At 73.4% G+C, this 20168-nt stretch carries 19 protein-coding genes; 12 read left to right on the top strand and 7 right to left on the bottom strand.

Features of this window, described 5'->3' with window-relative positions:
- From AWQ70_RS14095 to AWQ70_RS14110, 5 genes are all read right to left on the bottom strand, one after another.
- Positions 1-2003 (bottom strand): AfsR/SARP family transcriptional regulator (locus AWQ70_RS14095; RefSeq protein ID WP_067175440.1); only part of this gene is annotated, 2003 nt, incomplete at its 3' end.
- Positions 2004-2013: 10 nt separating this feature from the next.
- A complete protein-coding gene (locus AWQ70_RS14100; protein ID WP_067175442.1) occupies positions 2014-3306 on the bottom strand; it encodes an MFS transporter in 1293 nt (430 codons plus the stop codon).
- 186 nt (positions 3307-3492) lie between these two features.
- On the bottom strand, positions 3493-4326 hold the full coding sequence (locus AWQ70_RS14105) for a ribosomal RNA small subunit methyltransferase A (RefSeq protein WP_067175445.1): 834 nt from the start codon (positions 4324-4326) through the stop codon (positions 3493-3495).
- Positions 4327-4494: 168 nt separating this feature from the next.
- Complete coding sequence (locus tag AWQ70_RS41990) at positions 4495-4617, bottom strand: hypothetical protein (protein ID WP_281196929.1); 123 nt, start codon at positions 4615-4617, stop codon at positions 4495-4497.
- Positions 4618-4684: 67 nt separating this feature from the next.
- On the bottom strand, positions 4685-6892 hold the full coding sequence (locus tag AWQ70_RS14110; protein ID WP_084517007.1) for an amylo-alpha-1,6-glucosidase: 2208 nt from the start codon (positions 6890-6892) through the stop codon (positions 4685-4687).
- A gap of 144 nt (positions 6893-7036) precedes the next feature.
- Here AWQ70_RS14110 and AWQ70_RS14115 point away from each other — a divergent pair, with 144 nt between their 5' ends.
- The 5 genes from AWQ70_RS14115 (at position 7037) to AWQ70_RS14135 (ending at position 12236) form a co-directional block, all read left to right on the top strand.
- The gene (locus AWQ70_RS14115) at positions 7037-8080 is read left to right on the top strand and encodes a LacI family DNA-binding transcriptional regulator (protein ID WP_067175448.1); all 1044 of its coding nucleotides are present in this window, start codon (positions 7037-7039) and stop codon (positions 8078-8080) included.
- Positions 8081-8129: 49 nt separating this feature from the next.
- Positions 8130-9380, top strand: a complete 1251-nt coding sequence (locus AWQ70_RS14120; protein ID WP_067175451.1) for a sugar ABC transporter substrate-binding protein — start codon at positions 8130-8132, stop codon at positions 9378-9380.
- Positions 9381-9474: 94 nt separating this feature from the next.
- Complete coding sequence (locus tag AWQ70_RS14125) at positions 9475-10623, top strand: carbohydrate ABC transporter permease (RefSeq protein ID WP_218004524.1); 1149 nt, start codon at positions 9475-9477, stop codon at positions 10621-10623.
- Position 10624: 1 nt separating this feature from the next.
- Positions 10625-11536, top strand: coding sequence for a carbohydrate ABC transporter permease (locus AWQ70_RS14130; protein ID WP_067175454.1), 912 nt, complete (start codon positions 10625-10627; stop codon positions 11534-11536).
- A 229-nt stretch (positions 11537-11765) separates the two neighbouring features.
- Positions 11766-12236, top strand: a complete 471-nt coding sequence (locus AWQ70_RS14135) for a hypothetical protein (protein WP_067175458.1) — start codon at positions 11766-11768, stop codon at positions 12234-12236.
- A gap of 44 nt (positions 12237-12280) precedes the next feature.
- Here the strand turns inward: AWQ70_RS14135 and AWQ70_RS41995 are convergent, their stop codons facing one another.
- Positions 12281-12874: a putative zinc-binding protein gene (locus AWQ70_RS41995; protein ID WP_067175461.1), complete on the bottom strand. Its 594-nt coding sequence runs from the start codon at positions 12872-12874 to the stop codon at positions 12281-12283.
- A gap of 412 nt (positions 12875-13286) precedes the next feature.
- Between AWQ70_RS41995 and AWQ70_RS14145 the strand changes: the two genes are divergently transcribed.
- The 7 genes from AWQ70_RS14145 to AWQ70_RS14175 all read left to right on the top strand — a co-directional run bounded on the left by AWQ70_RS14145 (position 13287) and on the right by AWQ70_RS14175 (position 19296).
- The gene (locus AWQ70_RS14145; protein ID WP_067175464.1) at positions 13287-13955 is read left to right on the top strand and encodes a hypothetical protein; all 669 of its coding nucleotides are present in this window, start codon (positions 13287-13289) and stop codon (positions 13953-13955) included.
- A 202-nt stretch (positions 13956-14157) separates the two neighbouring features.
- Positions 14158-15078, top strand: coding sequence for a hypothetical protein (locus AWQ70_RS14150; protein WP_067175467.1), 921 nt, complete (start codon positions 14158-14160; stop codon positions 15076-15078).
- Positions 15079-15099: 21 nt separating this feature from the next.
- Positions 15100-15915, top strand: a complete 816-nt coding sequence (locus AWQ70_RS14155; protein ID WP_067175469.1) for a glycosyltransferase family 2 protein — start codon at positions 15100-15102, stop codon at positions 15913-15915.
- Positions 15885-16979, top strand: a complete 1095-nt coding sequence (locus tag AWQ70_RS14160; protein WP_245646946.1) for a glycosyltransferase family 9 protein — start codon at positions 15885-15887, stop codon at positions 16977-16979. The genes AWQ70_RS14155 and AWQ70_RS14160 overlap by 31 nt, the downstream gene beginning before the upstream one ends.
- A gap of 91 nt (positions 16980-17070) precedes the next feature.
- Positions 17071-17439 (top strand): hypothetical protein, encoded by a 369-nt coding sequence (locus tag AWQ70_RS14165; RefSeq protein WP_067175475.1) that lies wholly within the window; start codon positions 17071-17073, stop codon positions 17437-17439.
- Entirely contained in the window at positions 17426-18049 is a 624-nt protein-coding gene (locus tag AWQ70_RS14170; protein WP_067175478.1) for a low affinity iron permease family protein, read from the top strand. The genes AWQ70_RS14165 and AWQ70_RS14170 overlap by 14 nt, the downstream gene beginning before the upstream one ends.
- A 152-nt stretch (positions 18050-18201) precedes the next feature.
- A complete protein-coding gene (locus tag AWQ70_RS14175; RefSeq protein WP_245646947.1) occupies positions 18202-19296 on the top strand; it encodes an alanine racemase in 1095 nt (364 codons plus the stop codon).
- Position 19297: 1 nt separating this feature from the next.
- Here the strand turns inward: AWQ70_RS14175 and AWQ70_RS14180 are convergent, their stop codons facing one another.
- A complete protein-coding gene (locus AWQ70_RS14180) occupies positions 19298-20041 on the bottom strand; it encodes a trypsin-like serine protease (protein ID WP_218004525.1) in 744 nt (247 codons plus the stop codon).
- Between the last annotated feature and the right edge of the window lie 127 nt (positions 20042-20168).

A 20168-nucleotide genomic window follows, 5' to 3' on the forward strand; every position in this document is an offset into this window, starting at 1 on the left:
GCGTCGCCCGCGCCGGCCACCGCCACGTCCAGCGCCCGGCGCGCCTCGCCGAACCGGCCGCGCAGGAACCAGTACCAGGCCAGCGCGTTCACCATCGGCAGCGCCACGGCGGCCGGGGCCGCGTCGAGAGCGGCCCGCAGGTTCGCGGCCTCGACGTCCAGCCGCCGCAGCCAGCGGTGCTGCTCGGGCCCGCGCAGGTGCGCCTCGGCCCGTACGGCGAGCGCCGCGTAATGCTCGGCATGCACCAGCCGTACCCGCTCGGCCTCGCCCGCGTCGTCCAGCCGGCGCAGGCAGTACGCGGCCACCGACTCCAGCAGCCGGTACCGCACGCCGGACGGGCCGTCCACGACCACCACGAGCGACCGGTCGACGAGCCGGGCCAGCGCGTCGAGCACGTCGATCCCGGGCTCGGCGCACACCGCCTCGGCCGCGTCCAGCGCGCACCCGTCGGCGTGCGCGGCCAGACGGCGCAGCACCACCCGCTCGGCCTCGGTGAGCAGCGTCCAGCTCCAGTCGATCACCGCGGTCAGCGTCTGCTGGCGCGCGGGAGCGCCGCGCTGGAACCCGGCCAGCAGCCGGAACCGGTCGTCCAGCCTGTTCACCAGCTCGTGGACCCCGAGCGCCCTGACCCGGGTCGCGGCCATCTCCAGGGCCAGCGGGATGCCGTCCAGCCTGCGGCAGAGCTGCGCGACCGCCTCGGCGTTCCCGGCGTCGAGGGTGAACCCCCGGGCGGACGCGGCCGCCCGCGCCATGAACAGCCGGACCGCGTCGGCCCGCGCCACCGCGGCCGGGTCCGACCCGTCCGGGAGTTCCAGCGTCGGCACACTCCAGAGGGCCTCGCCGGCGACGTTCAGCGGCTCGCGGCTGGTCGCCAGGATCCGCAGCCCGGGCGCGGACCGCAGCAGCACCTCGGCCAGCTCGGCGGCCTGGTCGACCACGTGCTCGCAGTTGTCGAGCACCAGCAGCAGCCGCCGGTCGCGCAGCGCGTCCACGAGCCGCTCCCGGGGCGCGGCGCCGTCCGCGCGGATGTCGAGCGCGACGAGAACGGCCTCGGCCAGGGACGGCGTCCGCCGGTCGTAGGCGGCTAGCTCGACCAGCCACGCTCCGTCGGGGTCGGCGCCGGCCAGCCGCCTGGCCGCCTCCAGCGCCAGGCTGGTCTTCCCCACGCCGCCCGGCCCGGTGAGCGTGACCAGCCGGCCCGCCCCAAGCAGCGCGCGCACCTCGTCCACCGCGCCGTCGCGGCCGATCAGGGGGCCGACCGCGGCGGGCAGGTTCGTCGGCGGACGCGTGGCCGCGCCGCTCAGGGCGGGGTCCTGACGCAGCATCCGCGCGTACAGCTCGGCCGACTCGGGCGCCGGGTCGAGGCCGAGCTCCTCGGCGAGGCGCTCACGCAGGTCGGCGTAGCTCGCCAGCGCCTCGCTCTGCCGTCCCGCCCGGTAGAGCGCCCTCATGTGCGCGGCGCGCAACCGCTCCCTGAGCGGATGCGCGGCGACCAGCTCGGCCACGTCCACCGGCTCGCCCGCCGCGAGACGTGCCTCCGCGAGATCCTCGACGGCGGCCAGCCGGGCCTCCTCCAGGCGCGCGATCACGGGACGGAGGAACCCGGCGTCGGCCAAGTCCGCGAACGCCGCGCCCCGCCACAGCTCCAGCGCCTCGGCCTGCCTGGATTCGCGTACCAGCCGGGCGAAGCGCGCGGCGTCCAGCGCGTCCGGATCGATCCGCAGCGCGTAGCCGGGGGCTTGCGAGACCACCAGGTCCCTCCCGCCCGGCTCGGCCTCCTCCAGCGCGCGGCGCAACTGCGACACCCGCACGTGCAGGGCCGCGGCCGGGTTGCCGGGCGGCTCCTCGCCCCACAGGTCGTCGACCAGCCGGTCGGCCGACACCGCCCGCCCCTCGTGGGCGAGCAGGTCGGCGAGCAGCACGCGCACCTTCAGACCGGGGATCGCGACGACGTCGCCCCCGTCGGTCCAGACGGTCACCGGTCCCAGCACCCCGAAGCGCATGGGCCCGACCTTACGGGGTGAGCCGGACGCTCCGTTCGTACTTTCCCGGCAGGTCGCGCCGGGACCGCATCGGGCTCAGCGCGAGGATCAGGCCGCACGGCGCGACCAGGCCGGTCATGACCCACATGGCCGGGCGCAGGCCCAGATGGTCGCCCAGGAACCCGCCGAGCAGCGACCCGAGGGGGATGGTGCTGTGGTTGAGCATCATCGTCGTCGCCACGACCCGCCCCAGCAGGCGGGGCGGGCAGTAACTCTGCCGGAAACCGCCCACCACGATGTTGCACGCGACGATCCCCGCCCCCACCGTGAACGAGCCGGCGGCGAAGAGCAGCAGCCCGGCTCCCGGGGTGGTCAGCGGCAGCAGGAGCGCGAAGGGACCGGTGACCAGTTGAAGGACGAGCATCCCGCGCGCGGTGCCGAAACGCCGGCCGAGGGAGGTGGCGAGCAGGGAGCCGAGAACGCCGCCGAGGCCGCCCGCCATGATCAGACCGCCGACCACCGCCGGACCGGCTCCCACCGTGCGTACGAGAAAGACGATCTGGATCCCCTGGTATCCCATCAGCGCCAGGTTGACGACGGCGCCGTAGACGACCATCGGCCGCAGGTAGCGGTCGTGAACGACGAACCGGAGCCCCTCGCCGATCTGCCGGCGCAGTGTCGTCCGGTCCGCCGGCGGCTCCGGGGCCGGTTCGCGTACGCGGAGCATCAGCAGGCACACCGTGGAGACGACGAACGTCATCGCGTCCACCAGCAACCCGAAGACGGCGCCGAACGCGTCGGCGATCACGCCCGCGACGCCCCGCCCGAGCACCTGCGTCGCGGCCTCGCTGCCCTGGAGCTTCGCGTTGCCCTCGAGCAGGTCGCGGCCGTCGAGCACGGCGGGCACGTACGCGTGATACGCCGTGCTGAAGAACACCGTCGCGGCGCCGCAGACCACCGCCACCACGAGCAGGTGGGCGAGGGTGAGCGCGCCCAGCCACGCGGCCACCGGGACGCTCGCGTACATGACGGCCGAGACGAGGTTGCACACGATCAGGACGGGCCGCCGGCGGAGCCGGTCCACCCATGCTCCGGCGGGCAGTCCGATGACCGGCCACGGCAGCCAGACGACCGCGGCCAGCAGGCCGACCGCGAAGGCGTCGGCCCGCAGGACCACGACGGCGATCAGGGGCAGCGCCACGGTCGTGATGCTGGTGCCCAGCCCGCTCGCGGTCTCGCCGATCCATAGCAGACGGAAGTCCCGCTGCCGGAGCACCCCGAAGGCGCGCCCTCCGATCGTTCCGGTGTCGTGAGCCGTTGTCATGATCAGGCTTTCTCGTACGGCCACGGCGCGGGTCGCTCCGGATCCGCGCGCGAGCAGTGGTCAGGGCCCGCCCGTACGTCGTGGGTCCGGGCGGACGCGTCCGGGCGGGAGCCCGGCGAGGTGGAGGGGGAACGCGGTCCGGCCGCCAGGGTGGCGGCCGGACCGCGCCGGGGCGTCAGCGCGGCGTCAGCGGAGGTGTCCGGCCAGGGTGAGCCACTGGGCCGGCTGGACCGCCTCGGCCGCGACGCGGTGGTCGAGCCCGGCGGCGGCGAAGGCCGCGTCCAGCCGGTCGGCCGGGTGGAGGCCGCTCAGGGAGGCGAGCAGCGTGCCGCCCGCCTGCCCGAATCCCGGCTCGACCAGCCGGTGGTACTCCTCCAGCCGGTCGGCCGGCAGCAGCGGATCGGGACGCCGCTCGATCCGCAGGACGGCCGCGTCCGCCGCCGCGACCGGGTGGAAGCCGTCGCGGCCGACGTGACCCGCCAGGCTCCAGCCGAACCTGGGCCAGGTCCGCACGGTCAGCGCGTCCCACCGGCCGGAGCCGCCGGTCATCGTACGGGCGTACTCCGCCTCGGTGACCAGGGTCGCCGAGGTGAGCGAGGGAGCCCGCAGACACCAGTCCACGACGCGCGCGGTAATCGCGCCGGGGACGACGCCGACCACCGCGAACGGCTCGCGGGGAGCGTTCGCGGCGAGGAGGTCGCCGCGGACCACCTCGATCCGGGCGTCGCCGCGGGTGCGGGAGGCCAGTTTCCCGGCCAGCAGTACGTCGGTCTCATAGGCCACCACCTTCGCGGCGTGCTCGGCCAGGGCGCGGGTCAGCGCGCCGTGTCCCGCGCCGGGCTCCACGACGAGCCCGGCCGGTCGCGCGGCGGCGACGACCCGGCCGACGGCGTCCGCGTCGGCCAGGAAGACCTGGGCCTGAGCCGGTCTCGCCTGGTCGCGACCGGTACGCCCGGCACCGCGGTTCTTGACCTTCCGCTGAGTGTGTGAGTGGTTTCCGTGTGCGAAGGACTGCGCCACAGCGTGTCCGCCCTTTCGGGTCCGAGTCTGGTTGGGGATCTCGGAGACCCTGGGCGCGCTGGGGGATGCTTCGCGGGTGCGGCGGCGACGCCGTCACGCGCCGTACGGACGCCGTACGGGCGGCGTCGGCAGGCCGGAACGTCCGCGAAACACGACCTCGTGGACGCGTCAGCGAATGAAGCGCCGTAGGTTCACCAGCGGTGCCAGGGCCCGGTGGGCGCGGGGACGCTTGGTCCGGCCGACCACGAGGTGGGCGGGCCGGGCGAGGCCGGAGAGGAACACAACGGACATGGCGCCCAACCCTAGAGACCGTCGCATCGAACGGGCAACCGATTTCCGAGCCCGCCGCCGAGGGCCGTCAGGGGGCGGTCCGGGCGAGGTCCTCGACCCGCAGGCTCGGCGGCAGGCCGGTCACCGCGGCCCGGCCCGCGGCGTCCACCTCCACGCCGACCTCGTGTCCCGCCACCCGCAGGCCGTGCGCGGACACCGCTCCGAGCGGCGCGCCGGCGAGGGGGCGCAGCATGACCCGGCCCTCCGGCACGTCGGGGTACAGGCCGACGGCCGCGTGCAGGATCGTCACCGCCGCCGCGGCCGACCACGCCTGCGGCCGGCAGGCGGCCGGGTACGGCAGGGGCCGCCCCACGTCCTCCCGCGCGTCCCCGCCGTACAGCTCGGGCAGGCGGTAGCCGAACGCCTCACCCGCCGCGAGCAGCCCCTCGGCGAGCCCGGCGGCCTGCGCGCCGAACCCGGCGCGGGCCAGCCCGGCGAGCACGATCGCGGTGTCGTGGGCCCAGATCGACCCGCAGTGGTAGGACAACGGGCTGAAGCCGCCGTCGTCGGCCGACATGGTGCGCAGGCCGAACCCGGCCGCCATCGCGGGCGAGGCCAGCAGCCCGGCCACCGCGTCCTCCTCGCCGGGCGACAGCAGGCCGGTGCCGAGGAGGTGGCCGATGTTGCTGGTGAGCGAGTCGACCGGGCGCTTGGCGGCGTCGAGGGCGAGCGCCGGGTAGCGGCCGGCGGGGCCCTCCACCCAGAACCGTTCGCGGAACCGCTCGGCGAGCGCCGCCGCGTGCTCGCGCCAGCGTGCCGCGCCGGGACGGCCGAACGCGTCGAGCAGCGCGGCGGCCCCGGTGGCCGCCTGGTAGGCGTAGCCCTGCACCTCGGCGAGGGCGATGGGGGCGTCCGCCTGGCGGCCGTCGCGGAAGCGCACGGCGTCGCCCGAGTCCTTCCAGCCCTGGTTGGCCAGCCCCCGGGAGCTGGTGTCGATGTACTCGACGAAGCCGTCGCCGTCGGGGTCGGCGTGCTCGCCCAGCCAGCCGAGCGCGGCCTCAAGGTGCGGCAGCAGCGGGGCGACCTCGCCTTCGGGCATCCCCCACCGCCACGCGTCGTGCAGGAGGCAGATCCACAGCGGCGTGGCGTCGATGGTGCCGTAGTAGGTCGCGGGAAGGCGCAGGCCGTTGCCCTCGACCGTGAACTCGTGGCGGCGCAGCTCGTGCATGATCTTTCCGGGGGCCTCCCCGGAGCCCGGGTCGGTCCGTACGCCCTGACGGCGGGCGAGCACCCGCAGCGTGCCCGCGGCCAGGTCGGTGCCGAGCGGGAGGAGCATCCGGGCCGCCCAGATGCTGTCCCGGCCGAACAGCGTCAGGAACCAGGGCACCCCCGCGCCGAGGAAGGTGTCGGCGGGGGCGGCCGGCTCGGCGAGCCGGAGCGAACGCAGGTCGTCGAGGGACCGGTCGAGCAGCCGTTCCAGCCGCCGGTCGGCGGCGGCGACCCGGGGGCCGCCCCATTCGACCGGCCGGGGCGGCGACACGACGACCGCCTCGGGGTCGGTGACGGCGACCTCCCAGCGCAGCGTGACGCGGCCGCGCGGCGGCACGGTGACCGGCCAGGTCAGCCGGGCCGCCGTCTCCCCCCGCGCCGCTGTCTCCCCCTGCGCCGCCGGATCACGGGGACCGTCCGGGGCGCCGGGATCACCCGGCTGCCCGGTCTCGGCCCGCGCGCCGGTTCCGGTCACGATGACGCGCGAGCGTCCCGACCGCCAGACGAGCGTGCCGGGTCCCTCGACGGCCGCCGGGACGGGCTCGGTGTCGCCGCCCGACTTGACGACCTCGATCGGGGCGAAGTCCCCGGCCAGCTCGACGGTGACGGTGGCGGTGACGTCCGCCGACGCCGTGGAGACGATCTCCACCCGCTCGTTCATGCCGTACGGGGTGACCCGGCGGATGCGTTCGACGCGGACGGTGGGGTCGGGATGGGGGTCGCCGAGCCGGCGGGCGAGGGAGACGAACCGGTCGTGCCCGGGGCCGACCGGCAGGTACGCGATGGCCTCCGGCTCGTGGCCGTCGACCAGCAGCGTGGCGAGGGAGAGGGCCCGCGCGTCGGCGTGGAAGAGCCCTTGCACGCCGGAGGACCGGATCTGCCCGTCGGCCCCGCTCAGGGCGCTGGTCGGGGCGAGGATGGTGCTGACGAGGTCGTGCAGCAGCGGCTGCAGGCGATATCCCGCCGCGAGGCCGGCCTCCTCGGCCGCGAGGGCGGCCCCTGGTTCCGGCGTGGCTCCGACCAGCACGTACGACTCCTTGGTTCGGTCAGGCGGGGCGCGACCTTGACAGATCCGCTCCGGAGGTGCACATTTCCAAACACTTCCTTTACTTGAACGATCCAATCATGCCTTATTTCTTTTTGAACGTTCAAACCCACGGAAAGGGACTCCATGGCCGACAAGGTGACGATCGCGGACGTCGCTCGGCACGCGGGCGTCTCCCGGCAGACGGTTTCGAACGTGCTCAACACCCCTGAGGTCGTACGCGAGGAGACCCGGCGGCGGGTGCTCGACGCGGTGGACGAGCTGGGCTACCGGGTGAACCAGGCGGCCCGCCAGATGCGCACCGGCAGGTCGCGGCTCATCGCCACCCGCATCGAGCCGGACCACGACGGCATCAACGGCTCCGTGCTCGACCGCTTCCTGCACGGCCTCACCGAGGCCGCCGCGCGGGCGGGTTACCGCGTGCTCCTCTACACGGCCGAGGACGACGCGGCCGAGATCGCCACCTTCGAGGACCTGCTCGGCGCGTACGAGCCGGACGCCTTCGTGCTGACCGGCACCCACCACGGCGACATCCGCACCTCGTGGCTGCTCGACCGCGGCCTGCCGGTCGTCACCTTCGGCCGGCCGTGGGGCGTGCCGGACGCCGCGCCGCACGCGTGGGTGGACGTGGACGGCGCGGCGGGCACCGCCGCCGCCACCCGGCACCTGCTCGACGCCGGCCACCGCCGGATCGGCTTCCTCGGCTGGCCCGCCGGCTCCGGCGTCGGCGACGACCGGCGGGAGGGCTGGGCCCGCACGCTCCGCGCCGCGGGCGTGGACCCGGCCGGGCTCGACCGCGCGACCAGCGACGGCGTCGACGACGGAGAGACGGCGGCCCGCGAGCTGCTCGCATCCGGCGTCCGGGCGACCGCGCTCGTCTGCGCGAGCGACTCGCTCGCCCTCGGCGCGCTGCACGCGGCCCGCTCCACCGACACCGGCTCAGGGGGCCGGGCCGGACGGCCCATCGGCGTGATCGGGTTCGACGACACGCCGGTGGCCAAGGCCGTGGGCATCACCAGCCTGAGCCAGCCGCTCGCGGAGGCGGCGGCGACCTGCGTCACGCTGCTCACCCGCCTCCTCGACGGCGGCCCCCGCCCGCCCGGGTCCTCGGGGGACCCGCACCCGCACGTGCTGCTCCAGCCCTCGCTGGTCGTACGGCGGTCGACCTGACCCGGCGCGGCTCCCACCTCCCAGAGAACCAAGAAGATCAGGAACGTCCATGACACGTGGAAACCTCCGGAACGCGGCGTTCGGCGCGCTGGCCTGCGCCTGCCTGCTCACCTCGGCCGCCTGCGGCAGCGGGTTCGACGACAAGCAGGCCGGGCCGGCCCGGCAGAGCGACGGCCCGGCCACCCTGCAGATCCTCATCGGCTCCTCCGGCGACGCCGAGACCACGGCCGTGCGGGCGGCCGCCGACGCCTGGGCGAAGTCCACCGGCTCGACGGCCACCGTCACCCCGGCGCAGGACATCGCGCAGCAGCTCGGCCAGGCGTTCGCCGGCGACAACCCGCCGGACGTCTTCTACGTCGACGCGTCGCGTTTCGCCGACTACGCGAGCGTCGGGGCGCTCGAGCCGTACGGGGACCGGATCTCCGACCCGCAGGACTTCTACGAGAGCCTGCGCACGACCTTCACCTACGACGGCAAGTTCTACTGCGCGCCGAAGGACTTCTCCACGCTGGCGCTGATCGTGAACGACACCCTCTGGAAGAAGGCCGGGCTGGGCGACGCGGACGTGCCCACCACGTGGGAGCAGCTCACGTCGGTGAGCGAGAAGCTCGCGGCCAAGGGGATCACGCCGCTGGCCGTCGGCGACACCCGCGACCGGGTCGGCGCGTTCATGGTGCAGGCGGGCGGCTGGATCACCAGCCCGGACGGCAAGCGGGCGACCGCCGACTCGTCGGAGAACGCCAAGGCGCTGGAGTACGTCCAGTCGCTCCTCAAGGGGAAGCTCGCGCGGTTCCCCAAGCAGCTCGACGCCGGCTGGGGCGGTGAGGCGTTCGGCAAGGAGAAGGCCGCCATGACCATCGAGGGCAACTGGATCAAGGGCGCGCTCAAGGCCGACTTCCCCGACGTGAAGTACTCGGTGCACGAGTTGCCCGCCGGACCGAAGGGCAAGGGCACCCTCTCCTTCACCAACTGCTGGGGCGTCTCGGCCAGGAGCAGGTACAAGGAGCAGGCGATCGGCTTCGTCGAGGCGATGACCAAGGCCGACCAGCAGATGGCCTTCGCCCGCGCCTTCGGCGTCATGCCGTCGCGGCAGTCCGCCAAGGCCGCCTACACCGCCGAGTTCCCCGGCGACACCCCGTTCGTGAACGGAGCCGAGTACGCCCAGGGACCGGTGAACGCGCCGAAGATGGAGAGCGTGCTGGCCGACTTCGACACCGGCATCCAGCAGCTCGCCTCCACCTCGCCCGCGTCCGTGCTCGCGCGGCTGCAGAAGAACACGCGGGCCGCACTGGGGAACTGACCCCTCGACGCACGGGCTCCCTACCCCGGACCGCCGCACGGCCGGGGCCGGGGAGCCCGGTGAGCGACGTGGAAGACGGTGGAAGGAGGTCGGCGTGACCGACACAACGACCGGCCCGGCGGCGGGCGGTCCCCCGGCGGAGGGCCCCGGGGCGGACGGCGCGGACCGGCCGCGGCGGCCCCGGCTCTCCGCCGCCGCCCGGGAGAGCCTCGCGGGCTGGCTCTTCGTGGCCCCGGTCGTGGTGATCCTGGGCCTGTTCCTGCTGCTGCCGATCCTGATGGCCCTGTGGGTGAGCCTCACCGACTGGAACGGGCAGGGCAGCCCGTTCAAGCCCGGGGTCCCCTTCGTCGGGCTGGACAACTACGCGCGGTTGTTCACCGAGGACGACCTGGCCCGCCAGGACTTCATGACGAGCATGCGCAACAACATCTACTACGTCCTGATCGTGGTGCCGGCGCAGACGGTGCTCGCGCTCGGGCTGGCCGTGATCGTCAACAGCAGGCTGCTCAAGGGCAGGACGTTCTTCCGCGCGGCCTTCTTCTTCCCCTCGGTCACCAGCTCCGTCGCGATCAGCGTCGTCTTCCTCTTCATCTTCGCCAACTCGGGTGCGGTGACCGGCCTGCTCGCCCTGTTCGGCATCCGGGGGCCGCAGTGGTTCGCCGACTCGCGTGGGACGCTGCACCTGCTGCTCGGCGCGCTCGGCCTGGTCGATCCGAACGCCCCGCCCGCGGCCCTGACCGACGGGGGCCCGTTCGGGCTGTCGTGGTGGGAGTGGCTGTCCGGGCCGAGCGTCGCGATGACGACCATCATCATGCTGGTCGTCTGGACCACCTCGGGAACGTTCATGCTGATGTTCCTGGCCGCGTTGCAGGACATCCCCGTGACGCTGGAGGAGGCGAGCCGGCTGGACGGCGCCGGACGCTGGCAGACGTTCCGGCACGTGACGCTGCCCATGCTGAAGCCGACGCTCTTCCTGGTGCTGACGCTCGGCATGATCGCCACCTGGCAGGTCTTCGACCAGGTCTACGTGATGAGCCAGGGCGACCCGGCGAAGACCACGCTCACCCCGGCGTACCTGTCGTACAAGACGGCCTTCCGCAACTTCGAGTACGGCCCCGGCACGGCGATCTCGTTCGTGCTCTTCGTGATCATCGTGGTGCTGGCGTTGGTCCAGCGCTGGGTCCTGCGGGACCGCGACGCGGCTCCGCGCCCCCGCCGCAGGGCCGGGAAAGTGAGGGCCTGACATGACGGCGAGCCCCGGTGCCGCGGGCCGCGCGGCGGAGGAGCGGCCCAGGAGGAAGCACAAGACCGGCGGCACGGCCGGGGCGCGCACCCTCGCGTCCACGTTCGCCGGCTACTTCGTCCTGGTCTTCTTCGCGCTCGTCTTCCTCTACCCGTTCGTCATCCAGATCGCGAACTCGCTCAAGACCGAGCCGGACGCGGCCGCGCACCCGCTGTCGCCGGTCCCCGGCCCCCTGACGTTCGCCGCGTACGAGCGGGTCTTCCTCGGCACCGACCTGCCGCTGTGGCTGGGCAACTCGGTGCTGGTGACGATCGTGCTGACTGTCGGGCGGATCTTCCTGGACTCGCTCGCCGGGTACGCCCTGGCCCGGCTGCGCTTCCGGGGGCGCGCCGCGCTGTTCTCCGCGATCGTCGCCGTGATGGCGGTGCCGGGCGTGGTGCTGTTCATCCCGAAGTTCCTGGTGCTCAACCAGCTCGGGCTGTACGACAGCTACACCGCGCTGATCCTCCCGGTGATCGCAGACGCGGCCGGCGTCTTCATCATGAAGCAGTTCTTCGAGTCCATCCCGGTCAGCGTGGAGGAGGCGGCGCGGATCGACGGCGCGGGGGTGTTCCGCACGTTCTGGTCGGTCGTGCTGCCGATGGCCAGGCCCGCGCTGATCACGCTGACCATCATCTCGTTCCAGAGCGCCTGGAACGAGTTCCCGCACACGCTGGTGGCGGTGCAGAGCCCCGAGTTGTTCACGCTGCCGCGCGGCCTCGCCGACCTGGTGAGCGGCTCGCTCGGCAAGGGCACGCAGTACCCGCTGAAGCTCGGCGGCGCCGTGCTCGCCACGATCCCCGTCGCGGTCCTCTTCGTGATCTTCCAGCGCTATTTCGTCCGGGGAGCCAACGAGGGAGCCGAGAAGGGCTGACCGGCACGCGCCGCGCTTTCACGCTTTGTTCGCATCCGTTTCCGCGATTTCCGTCGGCATCCGTCCCCGATTCGACGGCACGCCCTTGTTCCGTATAACCGATATATCGCCTAAGGAATTAACGGAACCGAAATCGGTGACTTATACCGCGATACACCACTCCGGCGCGGGATAGAGTGGCGGACGAATCCAGCAAAATCCGGCACGCGGCCAATCATGAGGGAGCGGAATGGGGTTCGACACCGACGGTGAAAAGGAGCCGGAGAACTGGAAATCCGGCATCGGCGACCTGGTCGCCGGCCTTCTCTCCTTTTGGGCGTTCGGCATCGGGACGTACGAGGCGGGCGAGTCCGACCGCGCCTACGGCCCGGTCCGGCTGATCGTCTGGACCCTGGTGTCGATCGGCGTGGCGGCCGCCGTGTCGGCCGTGCGCATCACCCTGTTCGGCGAGCCGCGCGCCGGCTGGGGGATCGTCCTGATCCCCCTGGTCCTGCCGATGGTCGGCGCCGTCTCCCACCGGCCGCGCCGCTGGCAGGGCGGCGCGATCGCCGGCGTCGCGGCCGGTGTGCTCGTCGCCGTCTGGCTCGGCGTCGACATGGGCTCGTCGGTCAGCGCGTTCTGGGGAGGCTTCATCGCCGTCGCCGCCGGTTTCCTGGTCTGCTCCGCGGTGTTCGCCGCCGTCGCCCGGCCCCGCCGCTGACCGTCGTTCCCAGCGCTTCCGGCCCGTCCGAGGACGAGCGCCGGTCAGTGACGGGCCCCCTCGGAAAGGGCGGAACCGCCCTTGGCGCCGGACGCGGACAGGGGCGCCGACGTGGACGGGGAGGCGGCCGTCAGTGCGGGGGAAGACGAGGTCACGGGGGCGGGCGCCGGTGCGGGCGTGAGGGGAGGCGCGGACACCGGAGCGGGTGCGGGTGCGGTGGGAGGTGCGGGCGGGTCCTGGACGGGCCGTCCCCAGGCGCGGCGGGAGGCGGCCTGCTCGGCGGCCTCGACCACGACGGGCAGCAGCCGCTCCGCGTGCTCGCGGTCGTAGTCGGCGTGCTTGCGCTTGCGCACGCCGTACATGTCGAGGCGCACGTGCTCGTCGGGGACCACTCCGTGCCGGCGCAGCGTGGACAACACGCATGTCAGAGGGCAGCCGTCGAGCGCCACGATCGGCCTGCCGGAGGTCGCGACCCGGACCAGGGAGCCGACGTCCCCGCCCACCCCGGCGATGCACGACATCTCGGCGTGCCCTTCGCGGTCCAGCCGGAGGGCCAGGTCGTTGGCCATCTGCGCGGCGCTGGAACACCCGGAGCAGGAGTAGACGAGCGGAAGCTCCGCCCTTTTGGACCTGGTCATGGCCGTTCTCCTTTCAGGACGGACGGGACGCACCGAACTCCTACGGAGTCCGCACCTCACGCGACTCCGCACGAATCCGCATGAGTTCGCACAGAGTTCGCTCCTCATGTCGACTCCGCGCCGAATTCGCACGGGGCGCGCCTCACGGCGACTTCGCACGAGTTCGCACAGAGTCCCCACCTCGCGCCGACGGCTCTTATGGGCTGCGGGCCGACTCGCGAGACGACGGCTCAACGTTGTCACACCGGGCGGATCTTCATCGCGGGACCTTGTTCCCCAATCCCAGGGGCGAAAGGCCATACGCTCGCGGCCCCCGTCCGGTGTCGCCGTGCCTCTCGTCGACCTGGATGGACATGTGACGACATATGGCGGTATAGACATGACTTTCCGTCGTCGTGATCGGAATGGCCCCGTGTCCCAGCGATCCGTGTTCCAGCGCCCGGCGTCCGGGCGTTCGCTGTCCCCGTGGTGGCTCGCCGCGGTCCTGCTGTCCCTCCTCCCGCACACCCTGTACGCGCTGGGCGGCGGCACGATCGACACCTACGTCTGCGCCCCCTCCCCCGGCGGTCCGCCCGACCCGGTGTACGAGTTGATCGACGTGCCCCTCCGGTCCGGCGGCGCGACCGCGTCCGCGGCGGCGGTCGCCGCCCTCGTCTGCTCCTGGACGTCGGCGGCCATCGCCTTCCTGCTCCCGGCGGTGCTGGCCGTCCCGGCCTTCCTGGCCCGGCGCGGCGCGCCGTACCCGCACCGCACGCTCGCCCGGTGGGGCGCGGCCGTCGCGCTCGCGGCGCCGCTGCTGCACGCGCTCCCCTGGGCGCTGCTTCCGGGCGAGTGCCGGGCGGGAGGGACGGTCCTGGCCGGCGTCCTGCTGTACGGAACGATCGCCGCGCTGCTGCTCGTCGCCTCCGCCGCCGGAGCGAAGCCGGCGCGATGGCCCGCGGCGCACCGGCTCCTGCCGTCCGACCACGAGGAGTACGGTCCCCTGTGGTTCAGCGCCGCCTACGTCGCCGCCGCCGTGATGCTGATCTCCCTTGACCTGGGTGCGCGGAAGCGGACCCGGCCGCCGGCCGCCCGTCGCTGACGCCGCTCGCGGAGCGCGCCGCCGGCATGGTCTGATAGCACGCACAAGCGTCAGATGCGTACGCGCCGAGCCCGGCGACGGGCCCGGACGCACGCGGCACGGCAACAGGAGGTGCGATGCCGTACCGGATGCCGGACCGGCAGGTCAGGGGAGATCGCGGCCACAGCGGCCACAGCGGCCGCCGCCGGGCGCGGAGGTCGTCGTGACCGGCCTGCTGGACGCCCTGGTCGACGACGCCGGGCTCTTCCCGCCGACCTCCCTCGACATGGGCTCCGCCGTACGGCGGCACCGGGCGGACCTCGCCGCGGGCGAGCCGATGCTCACTCACCGGTTCCTCTGCCCCGCCGCCCGCGTCGACGAGTTCCTGGCCGAGCTGTCCCCCGAGGACCGCGTACGGGTCATCCTCATCGGCGGCGCCGACCCGGCGGAGACGCGGGACGCGATACGCACGGTGATCGGCACGCCGGGGCTCACCCTCGCCGGGGTCGAGTGGGCGCCCGCGCCGCTCGCGCCCCCGCCCGCGGACGCCTCCGGCCCGGAGGAGGGCGTCGCCGCCGCTCTCGGCGTCGCGCTGCGCACGCTCGCCGAGGCGGGCGCGGGCCCGGACGTCCCGCTGTTCGCCGAGCCCGCCGGCGTCGCCGGGGCCGCCGCGATGACGGGCGCGCTCATCAAGTCCGGGGCGGGCCGGCCGCTCGGGTTGAAGTTGCGGTGCGGCGGCGTCCGGCCCGACCTGTTCCCGCCCGCCGCCGACCTGGCCGCCGCCCTCGTCGCCGCCGCGAGGGCCGGGATCCCGGTGAAGGCGACCGCCGGTCTGCACCACGCCGTACGGCACACCGACCCGGCCACGGGGTTCACCCACTTCGGGTTCCTCAACGTGCTGCTCGCCTCGGCGCTGGCCGGGCGCGGCGCGGACGTGGACGAGGTCGCGTCCGTCCTGCTCGACACGGACGCGGACCGGCTCGCCGCGCTGGCCGGCTCCCTCGGCCCTGAGGAGGCGCGCCGGGTCCGGGCCGGGTTCGCCTCGTACGGCTCGTGCAGCACGTCGGTCCCGGTGCGCGAGGCCGCCGAGCTGGGCCTGTCCGGGCCCGCCGCCCCCGCCGCCGGGAGCCGTTTGCCCAGGTGATCAAGGGGTAGCCATGCAGCTATGACCCACCCCGCCGACCTCGACGTGCTCATTCCGACCAAAGACCGCGCGGCGGCACTGGCCGTGACGCTCTCGGGCCTGGCGGCGCAGACGGTCGCGGGCTTCCGCGTGGTGATCTCCGACCAGTCGGACGTCCCGGTGGAGCGGGACGCGCTGGTCTCCACGGCGGTCCGCATCCTCGACCACCGGGACCGGCCGGTCGAGCTGCTCCGGCACGTCCCGCCGTACGGCCTGGCCGAGCAGCGCCAGTTCCTGCTGGAGCGGGCCGAGCGCCGGTTCGTCCTCTACCTGGACGACGACGTGTGGCTGGAACCGACCGCCGTCGAGGTGCTGCTGACCGCCATCGGCGAGCTGGGCTGCGGGTTCGTCGGGTTCGCCCTGCACGGCCTGTCCCACCGGCACGACGTGCGGCCGCACGAGCTGCGGTCGTACGAGGAGTGGACCTCGGAGGTGCGGCCCGAGCGGGTCCGCCGCGGAAGCCCGGCCTGGCAGCGGCACACGTTGCACAACGCGTCCAACCCTCTGCATCTGGCCGAGCGCGCCGGGACGGGCCGCGACTGGTGGCCGTACAAGGTCGCGTGGATCGGCGGCTGCGTGCTCTACGACCGCGAGCGGCTGGTGGAGTGCGGCGGTTTCGAGTTCTGGCGCTCCGTCCCCGCCGCGCACGCGGGCGAGGACGTGGTCGCCGAGCTGCGCGTCATGGAGCGGTACGGCGGGGCCGGCCTGCTCCCCAGCCGCGCCTACCACCTGGAGTTGCCGACCACGGTGGAGGACAGGAGCGCGGAGTGCTACGACTACGTGCTCGGTACGTCATGACGGCGCGGACGGACGGGTCCGGGAACGGGCCGGTGGACGGGGTCGAGCGGATCGCCGTGCTGCGCGCCAACGCGCTGGGTGACTACGTGGTGGCCGTGCCCGCCCTCGACGCGCTCAGGCGGGCCTATCCCGGCGCCGCGATCACCCTGCTGGCCAACGCCTGGCACGCGGACTTCCTCACCGGCCGTCCCGGCCCGGTGGACGACGTGGTCGTGCTGCCGCCGATCACGGGGCTGACCACCCCGGAGCCGGGGCACGCCGCGCCGGACGCGTTCTACGCCGGGCTGGCGGAGCGCCGGTTCGACCTGGCGGTGCAGATCCACGGCGGGGGCCGCCACTCCAACCCGTTCGTCCGGCGGCTGGGCGCGCGGGTGACGGCCGGCCTGCGCGCCCCCGACGCCGAGCCGCTGGACCGCTGGGCGCCGTACGCGTACTTCCAGCACGAGACGCTGCGCTTCCTGGAGGTGGCCGCCCTGGTCGGGGCCGCCACGGACCGGGTCGAGCCGCGGATCGCGGTCACCGACGCCGACCGTGCCGAGCTCGCGGCGACGCTCGGCGAGCCGCCTCCGGGCCTGGTGGCGCTGCACCCCGGCGCGACCGACCCGCGCCGCCGCTGGCCGGCGGCGAACTTCGCCGCCGTCGCCGACCGGCTCGGCCGCCCGGTCGTGGTGACGGGCACCCCGGCCGAGGAGGACCTGGTGATGGAGACGGTCGCGGCGGCGCGCGATCCCGCGACTCCGGTCCTGAACCTCGGCCTCGGCGGTCTGGCCGCGCTGTACGAACGCTGCTCCGTCGTGGTCTCCAACGACACGGGGTCGCGGCATCTGGCCGCGGCGGTGGGCACGCCGACGGTGGGGATCTACTGGTGCGGCAACCTCGTCAACGCCGGGCCGCTCACCCGGACCCGCCACCGGCCGGTGATCTCCTGGACGGTGGCCTGCCCCACGTGCGGGGCGAGCGGGGTGGACCTGACGGCCGGACGCTGCCCGCACGACCCGTCGTGGGTGGACGGCGTGACCGTCGACGAGGTGGCCGAGCAGGTGCACGACCTGCTCGGCGGCTGATCTCCCCGCGGCCCGGGTCCGCGTACTGAATGCCGCGGGGCGGCATGGGTAGGGAAGTCCGGAAGGCAGCGACCGGAAGAGGGGGCTTCCGATGTCCGAGCAGAGCCGCCCCGTGCGCGGGGAGCACAAGTACGAGCAGGAGATCTCCTCGGTCGACGAGCACGAGGAGCGCGAGGGACGCAGCCTGATCACCACGAACCATGAGGTGATCAGGCGCTGGGCGGAGGAGCGGAAGGCCCGCCCGGCGACGGTGCCCGGGACCGAGCACGAGGGGCGTCCGGGCGTGCTGCGGTTCGACTTCCCAGGGTACGGCGGGGGCGACCTCCAGGAGATCTCCTGGGACGAGTGGTTCACCACGTTCGACGCGCGTGAGCTGAACTTCATCTACCAGGAGCACAAGAAGGACGGCAGCCAGAGCAACTTCTTCCGGCTGGAGAGCCCTCACCGTGAAGACGCGTGACACGACGAAATCGACGGCGACGACGGCGACGACCACGACGGCGGCGCAGCCGGGCGACTACAGCACGCGGGTCACCCGGTTCGTCGGCAGCGCCACGACCGCGCTCGGCTCGTTTCCCGCGATCGTGGCCGCGGTGTTCCTGGTCGCGCTCTGGGTGGCCGGCGCGGCCCTGGTGCCCGGCGGTTTCGGCAACCAGTTGTACGAGCTCGTCCTCAACACGGTGACGAACATCGTGACGTTCGTGATGGTGTTCATCATCCAGTCCAGCCAGAACCGGGACAGCCGGGCGATCCAGGCGAAGCTCGACGCGCAGACCGAGGTGCTCGCTGCCATGGCGGCGAACCTCGACATCAGGACCGAGGTCCCCCTGACGCGCTTCGTCGGCCTGGAGGAGGCCCCGGACCGGACGATCCGCGTCGAGCAGCAGACGCTGCGCGAGCACCTGATCGAGAGTGTGGACGTGGACGTGACCGACACGCGCGAGACCGGCGCCGTACCGGACACGGCGGACGCGGAGCACTCCGCCGGAGGCTCCGGAGGCCCCGGACGTTCCGTCCCGACCGGGGATTCGCCCGCGGCCGACACGACCGGGCCGGACGACCGGCTCTGATCCCCGCCCCGGTGGCGCGGAAGCGCGGGCCCGGAGCTCCGCGAAATCGTATGATCTCCACATTCGCCGACGGCGTCGATCGCCATGCTCGCCCGCGTGCGCGGGCGGAGGAGCGCGGGGAGCACGCCGCCCGGACGGGATCGGAGGTCGCGGTGACGAGGACTCTGCCGGCGCGTTCCCCGGTGGTCGAGGCGCTCGCCGCCGCCGGCCGCCTTCCCGCGTTCGTCTACGACCTGTCCGAGCTGGACGCGCACGTGCGCTCGGTGCGGGCGGCGCTCCGGGGCGTCGAGCTCTACTACGCGGTCAAGGCGAACCCCGACCCTGAGCTGCTGCGGGTCCTCGCCCGGCACGTGGACGGCTTCGAGGTCGCCTCCGGCGGAGAGCTGGCGCACGTGCGCGGCCTGCACCCGGAGACGCCGGTGGCCATGGGCGGGCCGGGCAAGACGGACGCCGAGATCCACAGCGAGGTCACCCGGCTGCACGTGGAGAGCCCCGGCGAGCTGCGGCGGCTGCTCGCGTCGGGACGCGCCGCCGACGTGCTGCTCCGGGTCAACCTGGACGTCCCGGTCGAGGGCGCGTCGCTGGCGATGGGCGGCGGGGCGACGCCGTTCGGCATGGATCCCCCGTCGGTCGCCGAGTGCGTGGACCTGATCCGCGCCCAGGACGCGGTCCGGTTGCGTGGGATCCACGCGCACCTGGCCAGCGGGCTGGAGGCGCCGGCCATGCTCGACCTCGCCGCCGCCGTCGTGGAGTACGCCCGGGGGCTGGGGGTGGCCGAGATCAACCTCGGCGGCGGCATGGCGGTCTCGTACGCCGAGCCGGGACGGTGTTTCGACTGGGAGACCTACGGCCGGGGCCTCGCGGAGCTGCGCCGCCCCGGGGAGACGTTCCGGATCGAGCCGGGACGGTCGCTGACCGTCTACTGCGGGCGGTACGTGACCCGGGTGATCGACGTCAAGCGTGTCCACGGGGAGCTGTTCGCCGTCGTCGCGGGCGGCACGCACCACATCCGCACGCCCGCGACCAAGGGGCACAACCAGCCGGTGGCGGGCGGCGAGCCGGGCGAGCCCGTCACGATCGTGGGGCAGCTCTGCACCCCCAAGGACGTGCTCGCCCGGCGCGTGCCGATGCGGCTGGAGCGGGGGGACGTGGTGGAGTTCGCCATGGCGGGCGCGTACGCCTGGAACATCTCGCACCACGACTTCCTCATGCACCCGAGGCCGGGTTTCCACTACCTCGGGGAGTGAGTCAGGGAAGCGTGACGAACTTTCCGAGGAACGCGCGGGCCGTGGCGGTGTCGAGACGGTAGTCGAGGTTCGTCGACCTGCAGGCCTCGTCGTCCCCGCTGATCGTCGTCGCGACGAGCAGGTGGGACTCTCCGAGGAAGTTGGGGCCGCCCGAGTCGCCGTAGCAGGTGCCGCCGTCCTTCTTGGCGGGGTTCAGCGACAGCTTGAGCCACCTGGGGGTGAGGGACTTGAAGGAGATGGACGTCCGGTTCCGCGTGTCGGTGTAGACGTACCGGATCCCCTTCTTCGGGTTCAGCGAGCCGTACCCGACGGGGGTGAACTGGGCGGTCTTCAGGCCGTCGCGGGCCTTGAGGTCGTCGAGCATGCCCTCGGCGGGCAGCTCGGCGGGCGTGATGTCCGTGATCGGCGTGTCGAAGAGGACGACGGCCATGTCATGGAGCTCCGAGCTGTCCCTGTAGCGTGAGTCGGCCACGAAGCGCCCGGTGTGGACCTTGTCGCCCTTCCTGTACTTCGTGGCGAAGGTCACGCGGGCGGTCTTCTTCCCGTCCTTCCCCTTCCCCACGTCCTCACCGCAGTGGGCGGCGGTGAGGAGGACGGTCGGCGAGATGAGCGTGCCGGTGCAGAACGACCACGTGCCGTCGCTGTGCGGCTTGTCGGCGAGGAGGGCGCCGACCTCTGGGTGGTCCGTTCCGTCGGCGGTTCCGTTCGTGATGGCGGCAGCGGGCGAGGCGACACCGATCAGCAAAGCGGCTGGAATCAGGACAAAAGGGACAAAACGCATTCAGGAACTGTAACGGTCCTTGAGGTTGGCCTGACATAGCTGACAGAAAGATCTACGTACCAACTGGTTTGTCGGGAATAGTCAGGACACC

Source organism: Microtetraspora niveoalba (assembly GCF_001570405.1).
In the GTDB taxonomy this organism is placed as follows: domain Bacteria; phylum Actinomycetota; class Actinomycetes; order Streptosporangiales; family Streptosporangiaceae; genus Microtetraspora; species Microtetraspora niveoalba.